15 protein-coding genes are annotated in these 16,568 nt (G+C 36.0%); 4 read left to right on the plus strand and 11 right to left on the minus strand.

Annotation, left to right across the window (positions count from 1 at the left end; translation table 11 throughout):
* Nucleotides 1-26: 26 nt before the first annotated feature.
* From mreD to yfmF, 9 genes are read right to left on the minus strand one after another with little or no spacing between them, the layout of a single operon-like run.
* Entirely contained in the window at nt 27-521 is a 495-nt protein-coding gene (mreD, locus tag QP439_RS02695) for a rod shape-determining protein MreD (protein WP_033687609.1), read from the minus strand.
* Nucleotides 521-1,339, minus strand: a complete 819-nt coding sequence (mreC, locus tag QP439_RS02700) for a rod shape-determining protein MreC (protein ID WP_023948193.1) — start codon at nt 1,337-1,339, stop codon at nt 521-523. The genes mreD and mreC overlap by 1 nt, the downstream gene beginning before the upstream one ends.
* Before the next feature lie 58 nt (nt 1,340-1,397).
* Nucleotides 1,398-2,192 carry an energy-coupling factor transporter transmembrane component T family protein gene (locus tag QP439_RS02705; RefSeq protein ID WP_000377896.1) on the minus strand — a complete coding sequence of 265 codons (795 nt, stop codon included), beginning with the start codon at nt 2,190-2,192 and terminating at the stop codon, nt 1,398-1,400.
* Nucleotides 2,185-3,024, minus strand: a complete 840-nt coding sequence (locus QP439_RS02710) for an energy-coupling factor transporter ATPase (RefSeq protein WP_049499102.1) — start codon at nt 3,022-3,024, stop codon at nt 2,185-2,187. Before QP439_RS02710 ends, QP439_RS02705 begins: the two co-directional genes overlap by 8 nt.
* Nucleotides 3,009-3,836, minus strand: a complete 828-nt coding sequence (locus tag QP439_RS02715) for an energy-coupling factor ABC transporter ATP-binding protein (RefSeq protein WP_285387495.1) — start codon at nt 3,834-3,836, stop codon at nt 3,009-3,011. The genes QP439_RS02710 and QP439_RS02715 overlap by 16 nt, the downstream gene beginning before the upstream one ends.
* Nucleotides 3,833-4,378 carry a CDP-diacylglycerol--glycerol-3-phosphate 3-phosphatidyltransferase gene (gene pgsA / locus QP439_RS02720; protein ID WP_020900979.1) on the minus strand — a complete coding sequence of 182 codons (546 nt, stop codon included), beginning with the start codon at nt 4,376-4,378 and terminating at the stop codon, nt 3,833-3,835. The genes QP439_RS02715 and pgsA overlap by 4 nt, the downstream gene beginning before the upstream one ends.
* 10 nt (nt 4,379-4,388) lie before the next feature.
* Entirely contained in the window at nt 4,389-5,216 is an 828-nt protein-coding gene (rodZ, locus tag QP439_RS02725) for a cytoskeleton protein RodZ (RefSeq protein ID WP_285387496.1), read from the minus strand.
* A gap of 41 nt (nt 5,217-5,257) precedes the next feature.
* Nucleotides 5,258-6,541, minus strand: a complete 1,284-nt coding sequence (gene yfmH / locus QP439_RS02730) for an EF-P 5-aminopentanol modification-associated protein YfmH (protein WP_285387498.1) — start codon at nt 6,539-6,541, stop codon at nt 5,258-5,260.
* Nucleotides 6,538-7,788, minus strand: a complete 1,251-nt coding sequence (yfmF, locus tag QP439_RS02735; protein WP_285387500.1) for an EF-P 5-aminopentanol modification-associated protein YfmF — start codon at nt 7,786-7,788, stop codon at nt 6,538-6,540. The genes yfmH and yfmF overlap by 4 nt, the downstream gene beginning before the upstream one ends.
* 158 nt (nt 7,789-7,946) lie before the next feature.
* Between yfmF and yaaA the strand changes: the two genes are divergently transcribed.
* Together yaaA and recF are read left to right on the plus strand one after the other, a co-directional pair.
* Complete coding sequence (gene yaaA, locus QP439_RS02740; protein WP_238096004.1) at nt 7,947-8,315, plus strand: S4 domain-containing protein YaaA; 369 nt, start codon at nt 7,947-7,949, stop codon at nt 8,313-8,315.
* A gap of 2 nt (nt 8,316-8,317) precedes the next feature.
* Complete coding sequence (recF, locus tag QP439_RS02745) at nt 8,318-9,415, plus strand: DNA replication/repair protein RecF (protein ID WP_285387503.1); 1,098 nt, start codon at nt 8,318-8,320, stop codon at nt 9,413-9,415.
* 49 nt (nt 9,416-9,464) lie between these two features.
* On the opposite strand, the gene guaB is transcribed toward recF, so the two are convergent.
* A complete protein-coding gene (guaB, locus tag QP439_RS02750; RefSeq protein WP_000073418.1) occupies nt 9,465-10,943 on the minus strand; it encodes an IMP dehydrogenase in 1,479 nt (492 codons plus the stop codon).
* Nucleotides 10,944-11,094: 151 nt separating this feature from the next.
* Nucleotides 11,095-12,120, minus strand: coding sequence for a tryptophan--tRNA ligase (trpS, locus tag QP439_RS02755; RefSeq protein ID WP_000165456.1), 1,026 nt, complete (start codon nt 12,118-12,120; stop codon nt 11,095-11,097).
* Nucleotides 12,121-12,325: 205 nt separating this feature from the next.
* Here trpS and QP439_RS02760 point away from each other — a divergent pair, with 205 nt between their 5' ends.
* Together QP439_RS02760 and QP439_RS02765 are read left to right on the plus strand one after the other, a co-directional pair.
* A complete protein-coding gene (locus tag QP439_RS02760; protein WP_000958767.1) occupies nt 12,326-13,948 on the plus strand; it encodes an ATP-binding cassette domain-containing protein in 1,623 nt (540 codons plus the stop codon).
* Nucleotides 13,949-14,006: 58 nt separating this feature from the next.
* The gene (locus tag QP439_RS02765; RefSeq protein ID WP_285387505.1) at nt 14,007-16,550 is read left to right on the plus strand and encodes a YfhO family protein; all 2,544 of its coding nucleotides are present in this window, start codon (nt 14,007-14,009) and stop codon (nt 16,548-16,550) included.
* The last annotated feature ends 18 nt before the right edge of the window (nt 16,551-16,568 follow it).

Genomic DNA, 16,568 nt, shown 5'->3' on the forward strand with positions numbered 1-16,568 from the left:
GCCTTTGTTACATTTTTATTTCTTTCTTATAGATAAAATTTTTCAAAAATAAACTGAAAGATAATCATCCACATAAGGTTCAAAATCATTGATGGTACTAAACTATAGACTATAAATAAAGACATACTATCCACAGTTAAACCTACCACTATTGCAAGTATATAAGCTCCCATCTCAAATAGAAAAGTCATGACAATAATTGCCAACATTCTCGTCCAACGATTCAATAAAATAACGCTATTAAATTTATGGAGAAATGCCCCCAATAAGACGAATAACAAAGTCGCAATCCCTATCAAGTGGAAAAAGTAGATGTCATAGACCAAACCCACTACAAAACAATAAGCTAAGTAGAAGTACTCTGATACTTCAATCGTCTCAAATAAGAGAAACAAAAATAGAAAATGACTAGCCAACTGTACATGGGGAAATAATGAGCCCAAAAGCTGACTAATATGGGCATCAATTAGAACAAAGAAAGGAAGCAATAAAAATACTCCAACTCGCTTCAACTGTCTCATTATGAATTCCCCACTAATTCTATCACACTCACATTATGAGTATCTGCACTCAATTTAACAGTTACTTCTCGTGTCAAATAGTCCGTACTATGCGTTGTGGCAACCACTTCACCAACAGGAATATCAGCAACGTTAAAGTTTCCTAATCCACCAGTGATCACCTTATCTCCCGCACTAATATCGCTACTACTATTTAATTGACTAATTTTTAGAACTTCATTTTCCTTGTCATAGCCAACGATAATCCCATAAATTGTAGTAGAACCATGTTGAATTTTAACAGAAATCTTATCAGCATTTTCCGTATTTGTCAGAAGGTTGACCATGGTAGAGTTCTCCTCTACTTTTGAGACACTCCCAATCAAGCCACCATTTGCAATTGCTAACATATTCTCAGAAGCCCCTTTTGATTTGCCTGCATCTAAGGTCAACTCCTGCTTCCAAGATACTGGAGAACGCATAATAACATCTGCTGCCAAAGTCTTTGTAGCTTGCAATTTGGACTTCATATCAAGCAATTGGCGCAGTTGTTCATTTTCCATCTTTAAACTTTCCGCCTCATTTGATTTAACTTCTAATTGGTAAATCTGTTTCTTCAAACTTTCATTTTCATTATAAGTGCGTGTCAAATGAGCCAAATCTGATTTGACAGAATCAAACCACTGAAAAGGTTTTTGCACAACCCTATCAACCACTGAGATTCCATCTCCTAATCTTGTCACAATTGTACTTGAATAAGTCGTCGCTAAGAGAGCTGACACAAGCAGAACAGTGACAAAAACAATAATGACATATTTTGATTTTTTAAAACGGTTCATATCCCTACCTTTATATCAAAAACTGTTACAGTAACTTTTTATCAATTCCTGAAAGCTACTAAGATTTTAAGAAAAATAAGCAACAACCAAGTATGATAATAACAAGAATGGTCAGCGTATCCTTTCGAGTCCATTTCAATTGTCGATATTGACTTCTGCCTTTTCCACCCTGATAACCACGCGCTTCCATTGCGATAGCCAAGGAATCCGCACGTTTTAAACTTGTCGCAAAAAGAGGAATCAAAATGGGAATCATAGCCTTCACCTTTTGAACAATACTTCCTTCTCCAAAATCCACTCCACGCGCTTTCTGTGCATTCATAATCCGCGTCGTATCATCCATCAAGGTTGGGACAAAACGCAAACTCATAGACAGCATCAATCCAATTTCATGAACTGGAACTTTCATACTCTTTAAAGGTGCTAATAGAGCTTCGACAGCTGATGCCAAACTTAAGGGCATGGTCGTTAAGGTTAACAAAGTTGAAAAGAAAATAATCAATACAAAGCGACAAAAGATAATTCCAGCTTGTTGCAAAGCATAATCCGTAATTCTCACAAACGAAAACTCAAATAAAACATTCCCATTAGAAATGAAAAACAGTTGAAAAATAGTTGTGAAGGCAATCAAGAAAAACATAGACTTCAAGCCCTGAATAAAAAATGAAAGAGATACTCCTGACAAAGCAATAAATATCCCTGTCGCTATAAAAAGAATTAGATTCGTCAAGGGATTATTAGCCCAAAAAACGATCAAAATCAGTAGCATCATAGCCAGTAATTTGCTGCGTGGATCCAATCGGTGAACTATCGAATCCCCTGGGATATAACGCCCCAAAATCATACTATCCATTTAGCGACTCCTTGAACTCCTCTATCTTAATCGGTAATCGTTTAAATGACACGCCTCTATCAGCCAATCGTTTACAAAAGGATGTAATTTTAGGTACTCCCAACTGCACTTCTTCCATAAAGACAACATCTTGAAAGACATCACTTGGTTTACCACCCTTAACTAAACGTCCCTTTTCCATCACATAGACTTGATTTGCATATTCAGCAACATCATCCATCAAATGCGTTACCAAAACAATGGTCATCCCTGACTGGTGGAGTTTTTTGAATAAATTCATCAGCTCTTTTCTTCCCAGGGGATCTAGGCCTGCTGTGGGCTCATCTAAGACTAATATGGCTGGTTCCATGGCAAGTATGCCTGCAATGGCCACACGTCTCATTTGTCCACCTGATAGCTCAAACGGACTGCGATCAAAAAGTGATTCATCAATTCCAACCAGAGCCAGTTTCTCACGCGCAATCTGCTCCGCATCTTCTTCAGAAACTCCAAAATTTTGCGGTCCAAAAGCAACATCTTTCAAAACCGTTTCTTCAAAGATCTGATTTTCAGCAAACTGAAATACCAAGCCAACCTGTTTTCTAATTTGACGAATATCTTTGTTTTTAGAAGTCGAGGTGATTAAGGTATCAAAAACTCGTACACTTCCTTGGCTTGGCACCAATAAACCATCTAATAGTTGTAAAATAGTTGATTTGCCGCTACCTGTGTGCCCAATTAAAGCCGTATAAGAACCATCTTCAATCGTCAAGGAAACATCCGACAAAGCTGTTGAAGCTAAGGGAGTTCCTTCTTGATACGTAAAACTCACATTTTCTAGAGCAATTCCCATAGTTTATCCTCTAGCTCACTTTCTGTCAAATAATTTTCAGGCAAATCATAGCCATTCTGGCTCAAAGAATGTTTTAATTGATTGGAAAAAGGATCGTCTAATCCAATTTGATCTAAATCATTACGAGAGAAAAGTTCTCTTGGACTGCTGGTTGATTCAATTTCCCCTTTTTTCATGACCAACACACGATCACTCATGGCAACTTCTTCCAAATCATGTGTAATGGAAATGACCGTCATATCATAGTCTTTCCGAATTCCTTTTACTGTATCAATCAGTTCTCTACGCCCCTCAGGATCCAACATACTCGTTGCTTCATCTAAGATTAAAATAGCTGGTCTTAGGGCTACAACACCTGCAATAGCCACACGTTGCTTTTGGCCACCTGATAGACGCGCTGGCTCTCTCTTTTTAAAGTCCAACATGCCAACCAAATCCAGAGCTTCTTCCACTCTCTTTTTCATTTCTTGACGAGAAAGTCCCTGATTTTCCAAACCAAAGGCAACATCATCTTCAACAGTCGCTCCAACAAATTGATTGTCTGGATTTTGAAAAACCATACCGATTTGACGACGTATATTCCAAACATTTTCCTCAGTCAACCGTTGGCCATCAATTACAATCTCTCCAGATTCTGCTTCCAGTAAACCATCAATTAATCGAACCGTCGTTGATTTACCACTACCATTATGCCCTACAATCGAAAGCCATTCTCCACGTTTCACGTGAAACGTAATATCCTTCACATCGTAGTATTCCTGATTTTCCTTATAACGAAAAGAAAGATTTTTTACATCAATTATTGATTTCATTTCGAACCAAATGTCCCTTTAAATACATAGGCACTACCCTTGAAATAATCATAGCCAGAGTAGATAGTGAAAAACAAGGCTACATAAAGTAGAACTTGGCCAATCAAAGTCCAGTGTAATAGCAAGAAAATAATGGCAAACATCTGACTGAAAGTTTTAATTTTTCCAGGCATTGCTGCTGCTAAAACCGTCCCACCAGTTTCAACCAATAAAAGCCTTAAACCTGTCACAGCCAACTCACGACAGATAATCACTGCAACAATCCAAGCCGGAGCCATTCCTAACTCAATCAACATAATAAAAGCCGACATAACTAGTAACTTATCCGCCATGGGATCTGCAAATTTACCAAAATTACTGACCACATTCCATTTACGAGCTAAATATCCATCTAAATAATCAGTAATACTGGCAATAGCAAAGATAATAGCTGCTACTATATGACTCTCTATCGAATTTCCTACCGTTAAAATAAAGATAAAAATAGGTATAAAGAGAATTCGACCTATTGTTAAGAGATTTGGAATTTGTTCTTTTTTCATTCGTTTTTCCTTAATTTTTAGTAAAGGTTACAGTGATTTTTCCAGTCTGAGCTGTTAATTTTGATAAGTCAACGGTCTGATTATCTACTGTTAAAGCTACACCTTTGACAACACCTAAAGTAATGGTCACAGAATTTTTAGTTGAAACGCTTGTTTCCGCACTTTTATTATCTGGTGATAAGGTCACTCCACCCTCAAGCTCACTTTCTGAAACACTAACCCAACTTCTAGCATCTGAGACTGATAATTGTAATTTTGCAGTTTCCTTACTCGTTTTATAAGCAACTTCTACTTGATTTCCTTCACCTGATACCGTTATAGCTGGTTCCATATTCGAAGAGCTACTTGATGAACTACTACTTGAGGATGAAGTTACAGAACTAGTTGAGCTTGTTGCTTGGACTACACTATAACTAGACGCAGATGAACGCTCAGGTTGAGTCTGGAGATAATTCCAAACATAATAGGTCACAAAAATGACAATCGATAATGCAAAGAGTATAAAATAAAATAAAGGTAAAAATGATGCCTTATTTTTCTTACTTGAACGTCTCCTACCTGTCAACTCGTCTTCATCAACATCTACTTCTTCATAAGTAATCATGCTCCCAGAATCATAAGCATCCAAGACAATTCGCTCATCTAGCTCAACTGCCCACGCATACTTTCTCAAAAAAGAACGAGTATAAAATGGACTAGGAAGTTGATCAAAATCATCAGCTTCCATCGCTTCCAACATATCCAACTGAATTTCTGTTTTTTTGTGTAATTCTTCTAAAGTCAACCCTTGGTTGGTTCTAGCTAAACGTAAAACCTCACCAATTGTTTTTTTCCTCATACTTGTCATTCCTTCTTTCTAGTATCGATTATGATAGGTTACTACGATGGGAATATTGTAAAATCAACTATATCACCATCATCTATTAAATGATGTCCAGCATCAAGGACATCCTCTAAAGTAATTTCCTGTAAAATTTTTGGCAAATCAAAAATTGTCTCACCATTTTCAAAAGCATCATATTGCGTTGCAATAAATTCAAGAGAGTTCATGCTACTGAAAAATTCTCCAAACATCTCTCTTTTAATAATATCTAAATGATCCTCTGTAATATCTAAATCCTTTGTAAAATTACGAATAGCCTTCCTAAACTGATGAGATAAAGCAACTGGCTCTTTTGTATCCATTGTCAACATGACAAAATGAAAGCGACTTGTTACTTCAACTTCCAGAGATAAGGATGCGGCAATTTTACCTGATTCATATAATTTCTGAAAACGATCCGAAGTCCAACCAAACATCATTGCAAACAATAATTTTAATAAAATATGATGTCGATAGCAATCCGCTTCAGCAACTTCTTGTTTACCTCTAACACCAATCGCTAGTTTGGGAGAAGATACTTCCATCCTCATGCTATCTGTTTGCTTTACAGGTTGTAAAACAAACTTTTCTCTTGCTAGTTCCTGAACATCTAAATCTTCCAGTTCTTTTCTTTCAAAATAATCCTGTACCTGATCCACATCAAAATTACCAACTAAAAACAGAGACATGTTTACAGGTTTGTAAAATCTTGTAAAATTTTCTTGCAAATTAGTTAGATTGATTTGGGAAATTGACTCCTCACTTCCAACTATATCAGTTGCTAAAGGTGTACCAGGATACAAATTCGCTAAAGTTGAAAAGAATAAACACGAATCCGGATCATCTTGATACATTTCTCGTTCTTGCTGGATAATATCCTGCTCTCTTAAAATGGAATCTTCAGTAAAATGTGCTGATGTTACCAATTCATCAAGTAAGTCCAAATTTTCTAAAAAATGATCCGTTGCTGAAAAAAGATAGCTTGTTTTTGTAAAGCTTGTAAAGGCATTACTATCTGCACCTAGACTCGTGAAAGCTGACATCAAATCGCTAGCATCTTCTCTCTCAAATAATTTATGTTCAAGAAAATGAGCAATTCCTCCAGGATATTCTTTTACATCTCCGTCAACTTCTGTGACAAGCGTATCTACCGAACCAAACTGTACAGTTACACTCCCGTAAACCTCTTTAAATTCCTTTTTAGGTAAAAGAGCAACTGTCAAGCCATTTGACAAACGAGTTCGATAAACCATTTCTTTTACAGCTGGATAGTATTTTTCTTCAAAAACAACCTTTGTCATTCTATTCCTTCCATAAAGTAAATCGCTTGTAGTTTCACATTATTAGCTGCTCTACAAATAGCATCTTTGTCAACTTGCTCGAGTTTTGCAATCCAACCTTTAAAGTCTGCTGAAGATTTTCCAAATAAGGCATTTTGATAAGCACGTTCAATCAATGAACTTTGATTATCTTGAGAAAGTAATAAAGACCGACGAATCATTTCCTTGGTTTGCTCTAGCTCAAGTTCTGTAAAATAACCTTTTTTTAAATCAAGCAGTTGATTATTCATCATTTTACGAGCCTGATTCCGATTTTCTCGATCAATGCCAGCATACATCCTCAAGAATCCACTAAACAAATCGAGCTGACTTGAAATAGTATAAGCCAATCCAGCATTTTCACGGACATTTGTAAATAGTTTAGAGTGAGCAAATCCACCAAGTAAACCATTCATTACAATCATGGGTAAATGTTGCTCATCACCATATTCAGAAGGGCAATGATATCCTAATTCCAAAATGGATTGTCCCACATTTTTCCGAATCATACCCTCTTGCAGAATATTGGAATAAGGTTGACAATACTGAACCTTCACATCTCCTTCTCGACCTTTAAAACCAAATGATTCTAATACATTTTGAATTTCAATCTCATTAAAATCACCTAAGAAAAAGAAATCTATTCGATCATTGGCTAAAGATTCTTTGAAACAAGAATAAGAATTTTGTGGAGTTTCAGCTAAAATACGATTTCGTAAATCACTATATTCCAATTGAAGACGTTCATCATGAAAAAATAATTTATCCAATTCTTTATGTGCAAAATAAAAAGAATCATCCATATCAGCTGCTAAACTTGCTAACAATTGTTTTTTCTCAATTTCAAATAAGTCCGAATCAAACCCATTATCAACTACTACGGGGGAAAAAAGAGTTTCTTTTAAAAGTTCCAAAACCTGAGAAGTTAACACATTTTTCCTACTTAAAAACTCATCACGAACATAGGTAAATGTCAATTCTACAATGTGACTTTGCCCTCTTCTGAAACAATTGGTTGACATATCTGTACCGTATAGACTGGCCAAATGTTTTCTCAAATCTTGAGAAGTGGGGTACATCTGATTAGCAGTCTCTAGCATACTCGCACTCAACATGCGACCTGCAATTGTATCAAGAGATAATGGAGCGGTAAAACGCACGGTGATTTTGTTCGTTTTAAACTTTTTTGATTGGATAAAATGTGTTGAAATTCCATGCACTAACTCCATGATTGACCTCCTTATATACAGACTTCTATTATATCACGAAAACCTGAAATTTTCTTGTTCTCTGTAACACTTTTGAAATAAAAATCGCTTACATTATTCCTTGTTTCTCTCACTATTTTTAGGAAAATATGGTATAATACCAAAGATTGAGGTGAATTATGGAATACAAATTATTTGAAGAATTTATTACCCTCCAAGCACTACTCAAAGAACTTGGAATTACACATAGCGGAGGAGCTATTAAATCATTTCTCTCTGAACATTCTGTTTACTTTAATGGGGAATTAGAGAATCGTCGTGGTAAAAAACTTCGTATTGGTGATAAAGTTGACATCCCTGACATGAATATTGACATCTTGTTGACACAACCGACTTTTGAAGAACAAGATGAATACCAAGCTGATAAAGTTGAAAAAGAACGAATCGCCAAACTTGTCAAGGAGATGAATAAGGGAGTAAAAAAAGACAACTCTAAACCTACTTCATCACCAAAAAGCAAACAAGCTCCGCGATTCCCTGGTAGATAATCATGTGGCTACAACATCTATCTCTCAAAACTTTTCGTAACTATAAAGAGACGAAAATAGACTTTAATCCTAAATTAAATATCTTTTTAGGACGCAATGCACAAGGTAAAACAAATATGTTAGAGGCTATCTATTTTTTAGCCTTAACACGTAGTCATCGAACTCGAACAGATAAAAATCTCATTCATTTTGATGAGGAACAACTCCATCTTTCAGGTCTTGTTCAGAAAAAAACTGGATCTATTCCTCTCGAAATCGAACTAACACAAAAAGGACGTGTGACAAAAGTGAATCACTTAAAACAGGCACGACTTTCAGATTACGTAGGACACATGAATGTTGTCTTATTTGCTCCTGAAGATTTACAACTAATTAAAGGAGCACCTTCAGTTCGACGAAAATTCATTGATATGGAGCTTGGGCAAATTAAGCCAATCTATTTATCTGACTTAACCAATTATAACCATATCCTTAAGCAAAGAAATACCTATTTAAAATCAGCTCAAACAATAGATGAAACCTTCCTTTCAGTACTAGATGATCAGCTAGTCGATTATGGATGTCGCGTAATGAAGCACCGCTTAGATTTCATAAAAAAACTAGAGTATTTTGGGCGTAAGAAACATTTTGAACTTTCTAATCAGATTGAAGAACTGTCAATATCCTATCAATCTTCTGTCAAGATAACTGACAAAGAAGACTTATCCGAATCTTTCAAAATTGCTTTAGAAAAAAGTAGATCCAGAGATTTATTTAAAAAGAATACCGGTGTCGGTCCTCATCGAGATGACATTTCTTTTTATATAAATGGGATGGATGCTAGTTTTGGAAGTCAAGGTCAACATCGTAGTCTCGTCCTTTCTATAAAATTAGCAGAAATCGAATTAATGGAAAGTATTACTACAGAATCTCCAATATTACTGCTTGACGATGTTATGAGCGAACTTGACAACACTAGACAACTAAAACTATTAGAAACGATTTCACATTCAATACAAACCTTTATCACAACAACCAGCTTAGATCATCTTCAAAATCTGCCAGAAAATCTAAGCATCTTCACTATTCAGGATGGTAAAGTTACTGTAAAGGTAAGTTGACAACATTGTAAAAGAACTCCTGTTTTCACGGGAGTTCTTTTCAGTGTTTTTACATAGAATAATTTGGTGCCTCATTAGTAATTTGTACATCATGAGGATGGCTTTCTTTCAAACCAGCACCAGACATTTCAATAAATTGAGCATTATCGTGTAGTTCTTTAAGGTTAGCTGCACCACAGTAACCCATACCAGAGCGAATACCACCAATCATTTGGAAGACAATATCAGCTGCCGCTCCTTTATAAGCAACACGACCTTCAATTCCTTCTGGAACGAGTTTGTTTGCTTCATTGACAGAACCCTGGAAGTAACGATCGCTTGAGCCTTTCTTCATAGCAGCGATTGAACCCATACCACGGTAAGTCTTGAATTTACGTCCTTGGAAGATTTCAGTTTCTCCTGGAGCTTCATCAGTTCCAGCAAACATAGATCCAAGCATAACAGCATTTCCACCAGCCGCAAGAGCTTTTACAATATCTCCAGAATACTTGATTCCACCGTCAGCAATAATCGTTTTACCATATTCACGCGCAACAGCTGCAGCATCATAGATAGCTGTTACTTGCGGAACACCGACACCAGCAATCACACGAGTTGTACAGATTGAACCTGGCCCAATACCAACCTTGACAACGTCTACACCTGCTTCATAAAGGGCACGTGCACCTTCAGCAGTAGCAATATTTCCAGCAATCAAAGTACGATCTGGGAAATGAGCACGAATCTCAGCAATTTTACGCAAGACACCTGCTGAATGACCATGCGCAGTATCGATAACAATTGCATCTGCTCCTGCCTCAAAAAGAGCCTCTGCACGTTCAAATGTATCTGAAGTAACACCTACTGCACCAGCAACCAGAAGACGACCAAACTCATCTTTAGCCGCATTTGGAAACTCAATAACTTTTTCAATATCTTTAATAGTAATCAAACCAGAAAGACGGCCTTCTTCATCTACCAACGGAAGTTTTTCAATACGGTGTTCTTGAAGAATGCTTTCAGCCGTTGCAAGATCTGTACCCACAGGAGCAGTCACAAGATTTTCACTAGTCATATGATTTGAAATTGGTTGGTTATAATCTGAAATAAAACGAAGATCTCGATTTGTCAAAATACCAACTAATTTACGATTTTCAAGTGTTTCAACAACTGGAACACCACTGATACGGTAACGTCCCATAAGCTCATCAGCTTCAGCGATTGTATGTTCAGGCGTCAAGAAGAACGGATCAATAATAACTCCATTTTCAGAACGTTTTACCTTGCGAACCTCGTCTGCTTGTTGAGCAATTGACATGTTTTTATGGATAACTCCGAGACCACCTGCACGAGCAATAGCAATAGCCATTTGACTCTCTGTAACTGTGTCCATAGCAGCGGTAATAATTGGGATATTTAAAGTCAAATTATCTGCCAATTTAGTTGTTAAATCTGCATCATTAGGCAATACATGACTTTCAGCTGGAATAAGCAATACATCATCAAAGGTAAAACCTTTTTTCAAAAATTTAGTGTCCCAATTAGACATTCGAAGTTTCCTCTTTTCTTTCTTTTTGAGCTTGACTCTTTTTATATTGTATCTATCATACCATTCTATAAAAATTTGTCAAATGTTACAGGAGCAAATAAAAAACTATCTTTTCTTTGATATAGAAATGATAGTTTCTTGTAAAATAAACTCAGTTAAAGTAATGAAGTCCCATGGCCCCTTTAACATCAGATAGGGTTTGACCCGCAACTTCACGTGCTCTTTCACTACCTTTTTGAAGCATATTATAAACTTCTCCCATATCCTTAGCAAATTCGATACGGCGCTCACGAATAGGACCAAGTTCACGTTCTAATATTTCAAGTAGATAACGCTTGGTCTTCACATCACCAAGACCACCTCGTTGATAATGTTCTTTCATATCAGCAATTTCTTGAGCATCTTCTGGACGACCAAAAACATCTAGATAATGGAAAACCATATTTCCTTCAATCTTACCAGGATCCTCAACACGGATATGATCTGGATCTGTATACATACTCATTACTTTTTTACGCAAAGTATCCGCATCATCAGCTAAATAAATACCGTTATTAAGGGATTTAGACATTTTAGCATTTCCATCTAAACCAGGCAAACGCCCTGCTCTCTCATTTTCTGGATAAATACCTTCTGGCTCTACCAAGACATCACAGTTATATGCATTGTTAAACGAACGAACAATTTCACGAGTTTGCTCAATCATTGGTTTCTGATCTGTCCCAACAGGAACATAATTAGCCTTAAAAGCTGTAATGTCAGCTGCTTGAGCTATTGGGTAAACTAAGAATCCTGTCGGAATACTTTCTCCAAATCCTTTTTGAGCAATCTCTGTCTTGACAGTTGGATTTCGCTCCAAACGTGCTAATGAAACTAGATTCATATAATACATGGATAGTTCAGCCAACTCTGGAATCTGACTTTGAATAAAGATAGTTGATTTACTTGGATCCAATCCAACTGCAAGATAATCCAAAGCAACATTTCCGATAGACTCTACAATTGTTTGAGGATCCTTGGCATGATCTGTCAAAGCTTGTTGGTCAGCCAAGAACACAAACATATCATACTTATCCTCTTCCTGTAACAATACTCGATTTTTGAGACTTCCAACATAATGTCCAATATGCAATTTTCCTGTTGGACGGTCTCCTGTTAAAATAATGGGTTTAGTCATTTTATTCTCCTTCGATGTGGTCCCTTCAATTATAGCATTTTTTTAATAAAATAACCGTAATTTATCAAAATAAATCAGTCTTGCCATTTACGGATTTGTGTAAAGGATACTGTAAATATAGTTTACATAAAATTGACGAATAAAAATTTGAATATTTCTGTATTTTCTAGTAGAATAAATATATTACACATATAGGAGAAAAATATTGCTTACAGTATCTGATGTTTCACTACGTTTTAGTGATCGCAAACTTTTTGATGATGTCAATATCAAATTTACAGAAGGAAATACTTACGGATTAATCGGTGCTAATGGTGCCGGAAAATCAACCTTTTTAAAAATTTTAGCTGGAGATATCGAACCTACTACTGGTCATATTTCTCTTGGTCCAGATGAACGTCTCTCTGTGCTTCGTCAAAATCACTTTGACTATGAGGATGAACGTGCCATTGATGTTGTTATCATGGGAAATGAAAAACTTTATAGCATCATGAAGGAGAAAGATGCTATCTACATGAAGGAAGATTTCTCAGATGAGGATGGCGTCCGAGCTGCCGAACTCGAGGGAGAATTTGCCGAGCTTGGGGGCTGGGAAGCAGAAAGTGAAGCCTCTCAACTACTTCAAAATCTAAACATTCCAGAAGAATTACACTACCAAAACATGAGCGAATTGGCCAACGGTGAAAAAGTAAAGGTTCTCCTAGCCAAAGCACTCTTTGGTAAACCAGATGTTCTTCTTTTGGACGAGCCGACCAACGGTTTGGATATCCAATCGATTACTTGGTTAGAAGACTTCTTGATTGATTTTGATAACACAGTTATCGTAGTATCCCACGACCGTCACTTCTTGAACAAAGTATGTACTCACATGGCCGACCTTGACTTTGGAAAAATCAAACTCTATGTCGGAAACTATGACTTCTGGAAGGAATCTTCTGAACTCGCTGCTAAATTGCTAGCAGACCGTAATGCCAAAGCAGAAGAAAAAATTAAGCAATTGCAAGAATTCGTTGCTCGTTTCTCTGCCAATGCTTCTAAATCAAGACAAGCAACATCACGTAAGAAAATGCTTGATAAAATTGAACTTGAAGAAATTGTGCCATCTAGTCGTAAATATCCATTTATCAACTTTAAAGCGGAACGTGAAATCGGTAATGATCTCTTGACAGTAGAAAATCTATCTGTAAAGATTGATGGTGAGACTATTTTAGATAATATCAGTTTTATCTTACGTCCAGGTGATAAGACAGCGCTAATTGGACAAAATGACATCCAAACGACTGCATTAATTCGTGCAATCATGGGTGACATTGACTATGAAGGAACTGTCAAGTGGGGAGTAACTACTAGCCGTTCTTACTTGCCAAAAGATAACTCGGCAGATTTTGCAGGAGGAGAGTCAATCCTTGACTGGTTGCGTCAATTCGCAAGTAAAGAAGAAGATGACAATACTTTCCTACGTGGTTTCCTAGGTCGTATGCTCTTCTCTGGGGATGAAGTTAACAAACCTGTAAACGTCTTGTCAGGGGGAGAAAAAGTGCGTGTCATGCTTTCAAAACTCATGCTCTTGAAATCAAATGTCCTTGTACTTGATGATCCAACCAATCACTTGGACTTGGAATCTATCTCAAGCTTGAACGATGGATTGAAAAACTTCAAAGAATCAATCATCTTTGCCAGCCATGACCACGAGTTTATTCAAACTCTAGCTAACCATATCATTGTCTTGTCCAAAAATGGCGTCATTGACCGTATCGATGAAACCTATGATGAATTCCTAGAGAATGCAGAAGTACAAGCAAAAGTTAAAGAACTTTGGAAAGACTAAAATTTTCAAAACTCAGTTGGGTTAACCAGCTGAGTTTTCTAACATTTTATGAGGTAACATGAAATTATTTTTTAAAACATATTGGACCTATTTTGTTTCTTTCATCATTCCCGTAATCATTATGACAGGAGTATATCTATCTCAAGGTATCTACTGGAACAGCGAGACATCTCCACTATTAGGAGATGGCTTTCATCAATACGTTATTTTTGATGTAGCTTTACGAAATATCCTACATGGAAATGGTAGTTTGTTTTACACCTTTACAAGTGGCCTCGGATTAAATTTCTATGCCCTATCTAGTTATTACTTGGGAAGTTTCCTTTCACCTCTAGTTTACTTTTTTAATCTGTTGAATATGCCAGATGCTGTCTATCTGACAACTCTCTTAAAATTTGGATTGATTGGACTGTCAACTTATTTTAGTTTAAATAAATTATTTCAATCGATTCCTAAGCCTTTAAAACTAGCTTTATCTACTTCCTATGCTCTGATGAGTTTCACTGTCAGTCAATTAGAGATAAAAACTTGGCTAGATGTTTTTATCTTGATTCCTTTAATTATCACTGGTTTACACCTAGTTATAACTGAAAAGAAACTCCTATTGTACTTTACAAGTCTGTCAATCTTATTTATTCAAAATTATTATTTTGGCTATATGACAGTACTGTTTCTTATTTTCTGGTATCTCTGCCAAATTTCTTGGGACTTTAAAACTCGAAAATCATCTTTTCTTGATTTCATAGTTATCTCCTTTTTAGCTGGTATGACTAGTTTGATTCTGACTCTTCCCACTCTGTTTGATTTACAGACACATGGGGAAAAATTAACTGAAGTTACAAAGTTTCAAACTGAAAGTAGCTGGTATCTTGATCTCTTTGCTAAGCAATTCATTGGTTCCTTTGACACAACAAAGTATGGGGCCATCCCAATGATTTTTGTTGGACTACTTCCCTTTATTTTGACCATTTTATTTTTTACGCTGAAATCTATTAAGTTTCACGTGAAACTTATCTATGCAATCTTCTTTGCATTTCTAATTGCAAGCTTTTATATTGAAGCTCTTGATTTATTTTGGCAAGGCATGCATACTCCAAACATGTTTTTACATCGCTATGCTTGGATTTTCTCTACCTTGTTAATTTACACAGCAGCAGAAGTCTTAAAGCGTCTGAAAGAACTTAAAGTCTGGAATTTTTTAGTTTCGCTTTTTCTTCTAGTAACAGGATTTTTAGCTACCATCTATCTAAAATCGCATTATTCTTTTTTAACAGATTTGAATATTCTGCTTACTCTTGAATTTTTGGTTGTCTATTCTCTTTTACTCCTTGCAGTTATCAAAAAGTTTATCTCTGTAAATCTGTTTACCATTCTAATCTCTTTATTTATAATGGTTGAAATAAGTTTAAATGCTTCATCTCAAATGGACGGAATTGCTAAAGAATGGGGTTTTGCTTCTCGAAGTGCATATAATCGAGATATCCCAGCTATGGAATCTTTCTCAACATATATTGGAAATCAATTTACTCGTACTGAAAAACTACAAACTCAGACAGGAAATGACAGTATGAAATTCAACTACAATGGAATCTCTCAATTTTCATCTGTTCGAAATCGTTCAGCAAGCTCTACTTTGGATAAACTTGGATTTAAATCCTCTGGGACTAATCTCAATCTACGCTATGCAAATAATAGTATTTTGGCTGATAGTTTATTTGGCATCCAGTACAATATCTCAGACAGTCCTATTGATAAGTATGGTTTTAAAGATATCTATCAAAAAGATAATCTTACCCTATATGAAAATCAATTCTCTCTTCCGATTGCCTTTGCTAGTCAATCTGTTTACAATGATGTCAAGTTCAATGAACACACTTTGGATAATCAAGCCTCGTTTTTAAATCAACTTGCTAACGTCGATTTTGATTATTTTTCTCCAATCCCTTATGACAAAACAGAAAATACTGATGATTTGATTAGTGTTACAAGTTCTTCAAATGAGGATGCAGCAATCCAGTATCAAATTGAAGTACCAGAAAACAGCCAAATTTATCTTTCTTTCACAAACCTTCACTTTTCTAATGATAAACAAAAGAAGGTTGACATCCTTGTAAATGGAGAAAAGAAAACTTTTACAACTGATAATGTCTTCTCCTTCTTTAATCTAGGATATACTAAAGAGAAAAAAACTTTCAATATTCATGTTAGTTTCCCTGGAAATTCACAAGTATCATTTGAATCTCCTACCTTCTACCGTTTAGATACCAAAACTTTAACTGAGGCAATTCAAAAAATTAAAGAACAGCCTGTAACAGTATCAACTTCTAAAAACAAGGTTTTTGCTACATATGATGTCCAACAAGATACATCTATTTTCTTCACCATTCCTTATGACAAAGGCTGGTCTGCCTACCAAGATGGTAAGAAAATAGAAATTAAACAAGCTCAAACTGGCTTTATGAAAGTTGACATTCCCAAGGGAAAAGGAACTATTACACTTTCCTTCATTCCTAATGGGTTTGTTGTTGGAGCAATCTGTTCCTTTACTTCTCTTTTACTATTTGGAATCTATAATCACAAACGAAAGTCATCTAAGATATAAAAAAATCGACCAGTTGGT

This window comes from Streptococcus sp. UMB1203 (assembly GCF_030217725.1).
Taxonomy (GTDB): Bacteria; Bacillota; Bacilli; order Lactobacillales; family Streptococcaceae; genus Streptococcus.

Bases quoted from the DNA above. Each gene is read 5' to 3' on its own strand.
- mreD (WP_033687609.1), bottom strand. From the start codon at position 521: ATGAGACAGTTGAAGCGAGTTGGAGTATTTTTATTGCTTCCTTTCTTT.
- mreC (WP_023948193.1), bottom strand. From the start codon at position 1,339: ATGAACCGTTTTAAAAAATCAAAATATGTCATTATTGTTTTTGTCACT.
- QP439_RS02705 (WP_000377896.1), bottom strand. From the start codon at position 2,192: ATGGATAGTATGATTTTGGGGCGTTATATCCCAGGGGATTCGATAGTT.
- QP439_RS02710 (WP_049499102.1), bottom strand. From the start codon at position 3,024: ATGGGAATTGCTCTAGAAAATGTGAGTTTTACGTATCAAGAAGGAACT.
- QP439_RS02715 (WP_285387495.1), bottom strand. From the start codon at position 3,836: ATGAAATCAATAATTGATGTAAAAAATCTTTCTTTTCGTTATAAGGAA.
- pgsA (WP_020900979.1), bottom strand. From the start codon at position 4,378: ATGAAAAAAGAACAAATTCCAAATCTCTTAACAATAGGTCGAATTCTC.
- rodZ (WP_285387496.1), bottom strand. From the start codon at position 5,216: ATGAGGAAAAAAACAATTGGTGAGGTTTTACGTTTAGCTAGAACCAAC.
- yfmH (WP_285387498.1), bottom strand. From the start codon at position 6,541: ATGACAAAGGTTGTTTTTGAAGAAAAATACTATCCAGCTGTAAAAGAA.
- yfmF (WP_285387500.1), bottom strand. From the start codon at position 7,788: ATGGAGTTAGTGCATGGAATTTCAACACATTTTATCCAATCAAAAAAG.
- yaaA (WP_238096004.1), top strand. From the start codon at position 7,947: ATGGAATACAAATTATTTGAAGAATTTATTACCCTCCAAGCACTACTC.
- recF (WP_285387503.1), top strand. From the start codon at position 8,318: ATGTGGCTACAACATCTATCTCTCAAAACTTTTCGTAACTATAAAGAG.
- guaB (WP_000073418.1), bottom strand. From the start codon at position 10,943: ATGTCTAATTGGGACACTAAATTTTTGAAAAAAGGTTTTACCTTTGAT.
- trpS (WP_000165456.1), bottom strand. From the start codon at position 12,120: ATGACTAAACCCATTATTTTAACAGGAGACCGTCCAACAGGAAAATTG.
- QP439_RS02765 (WP_285387505.1), top strand. From the start codon at position 14,007: ATGAAATTATTTTTTAAAACATATTGGACCTATTTTGTTTCTTTCATC.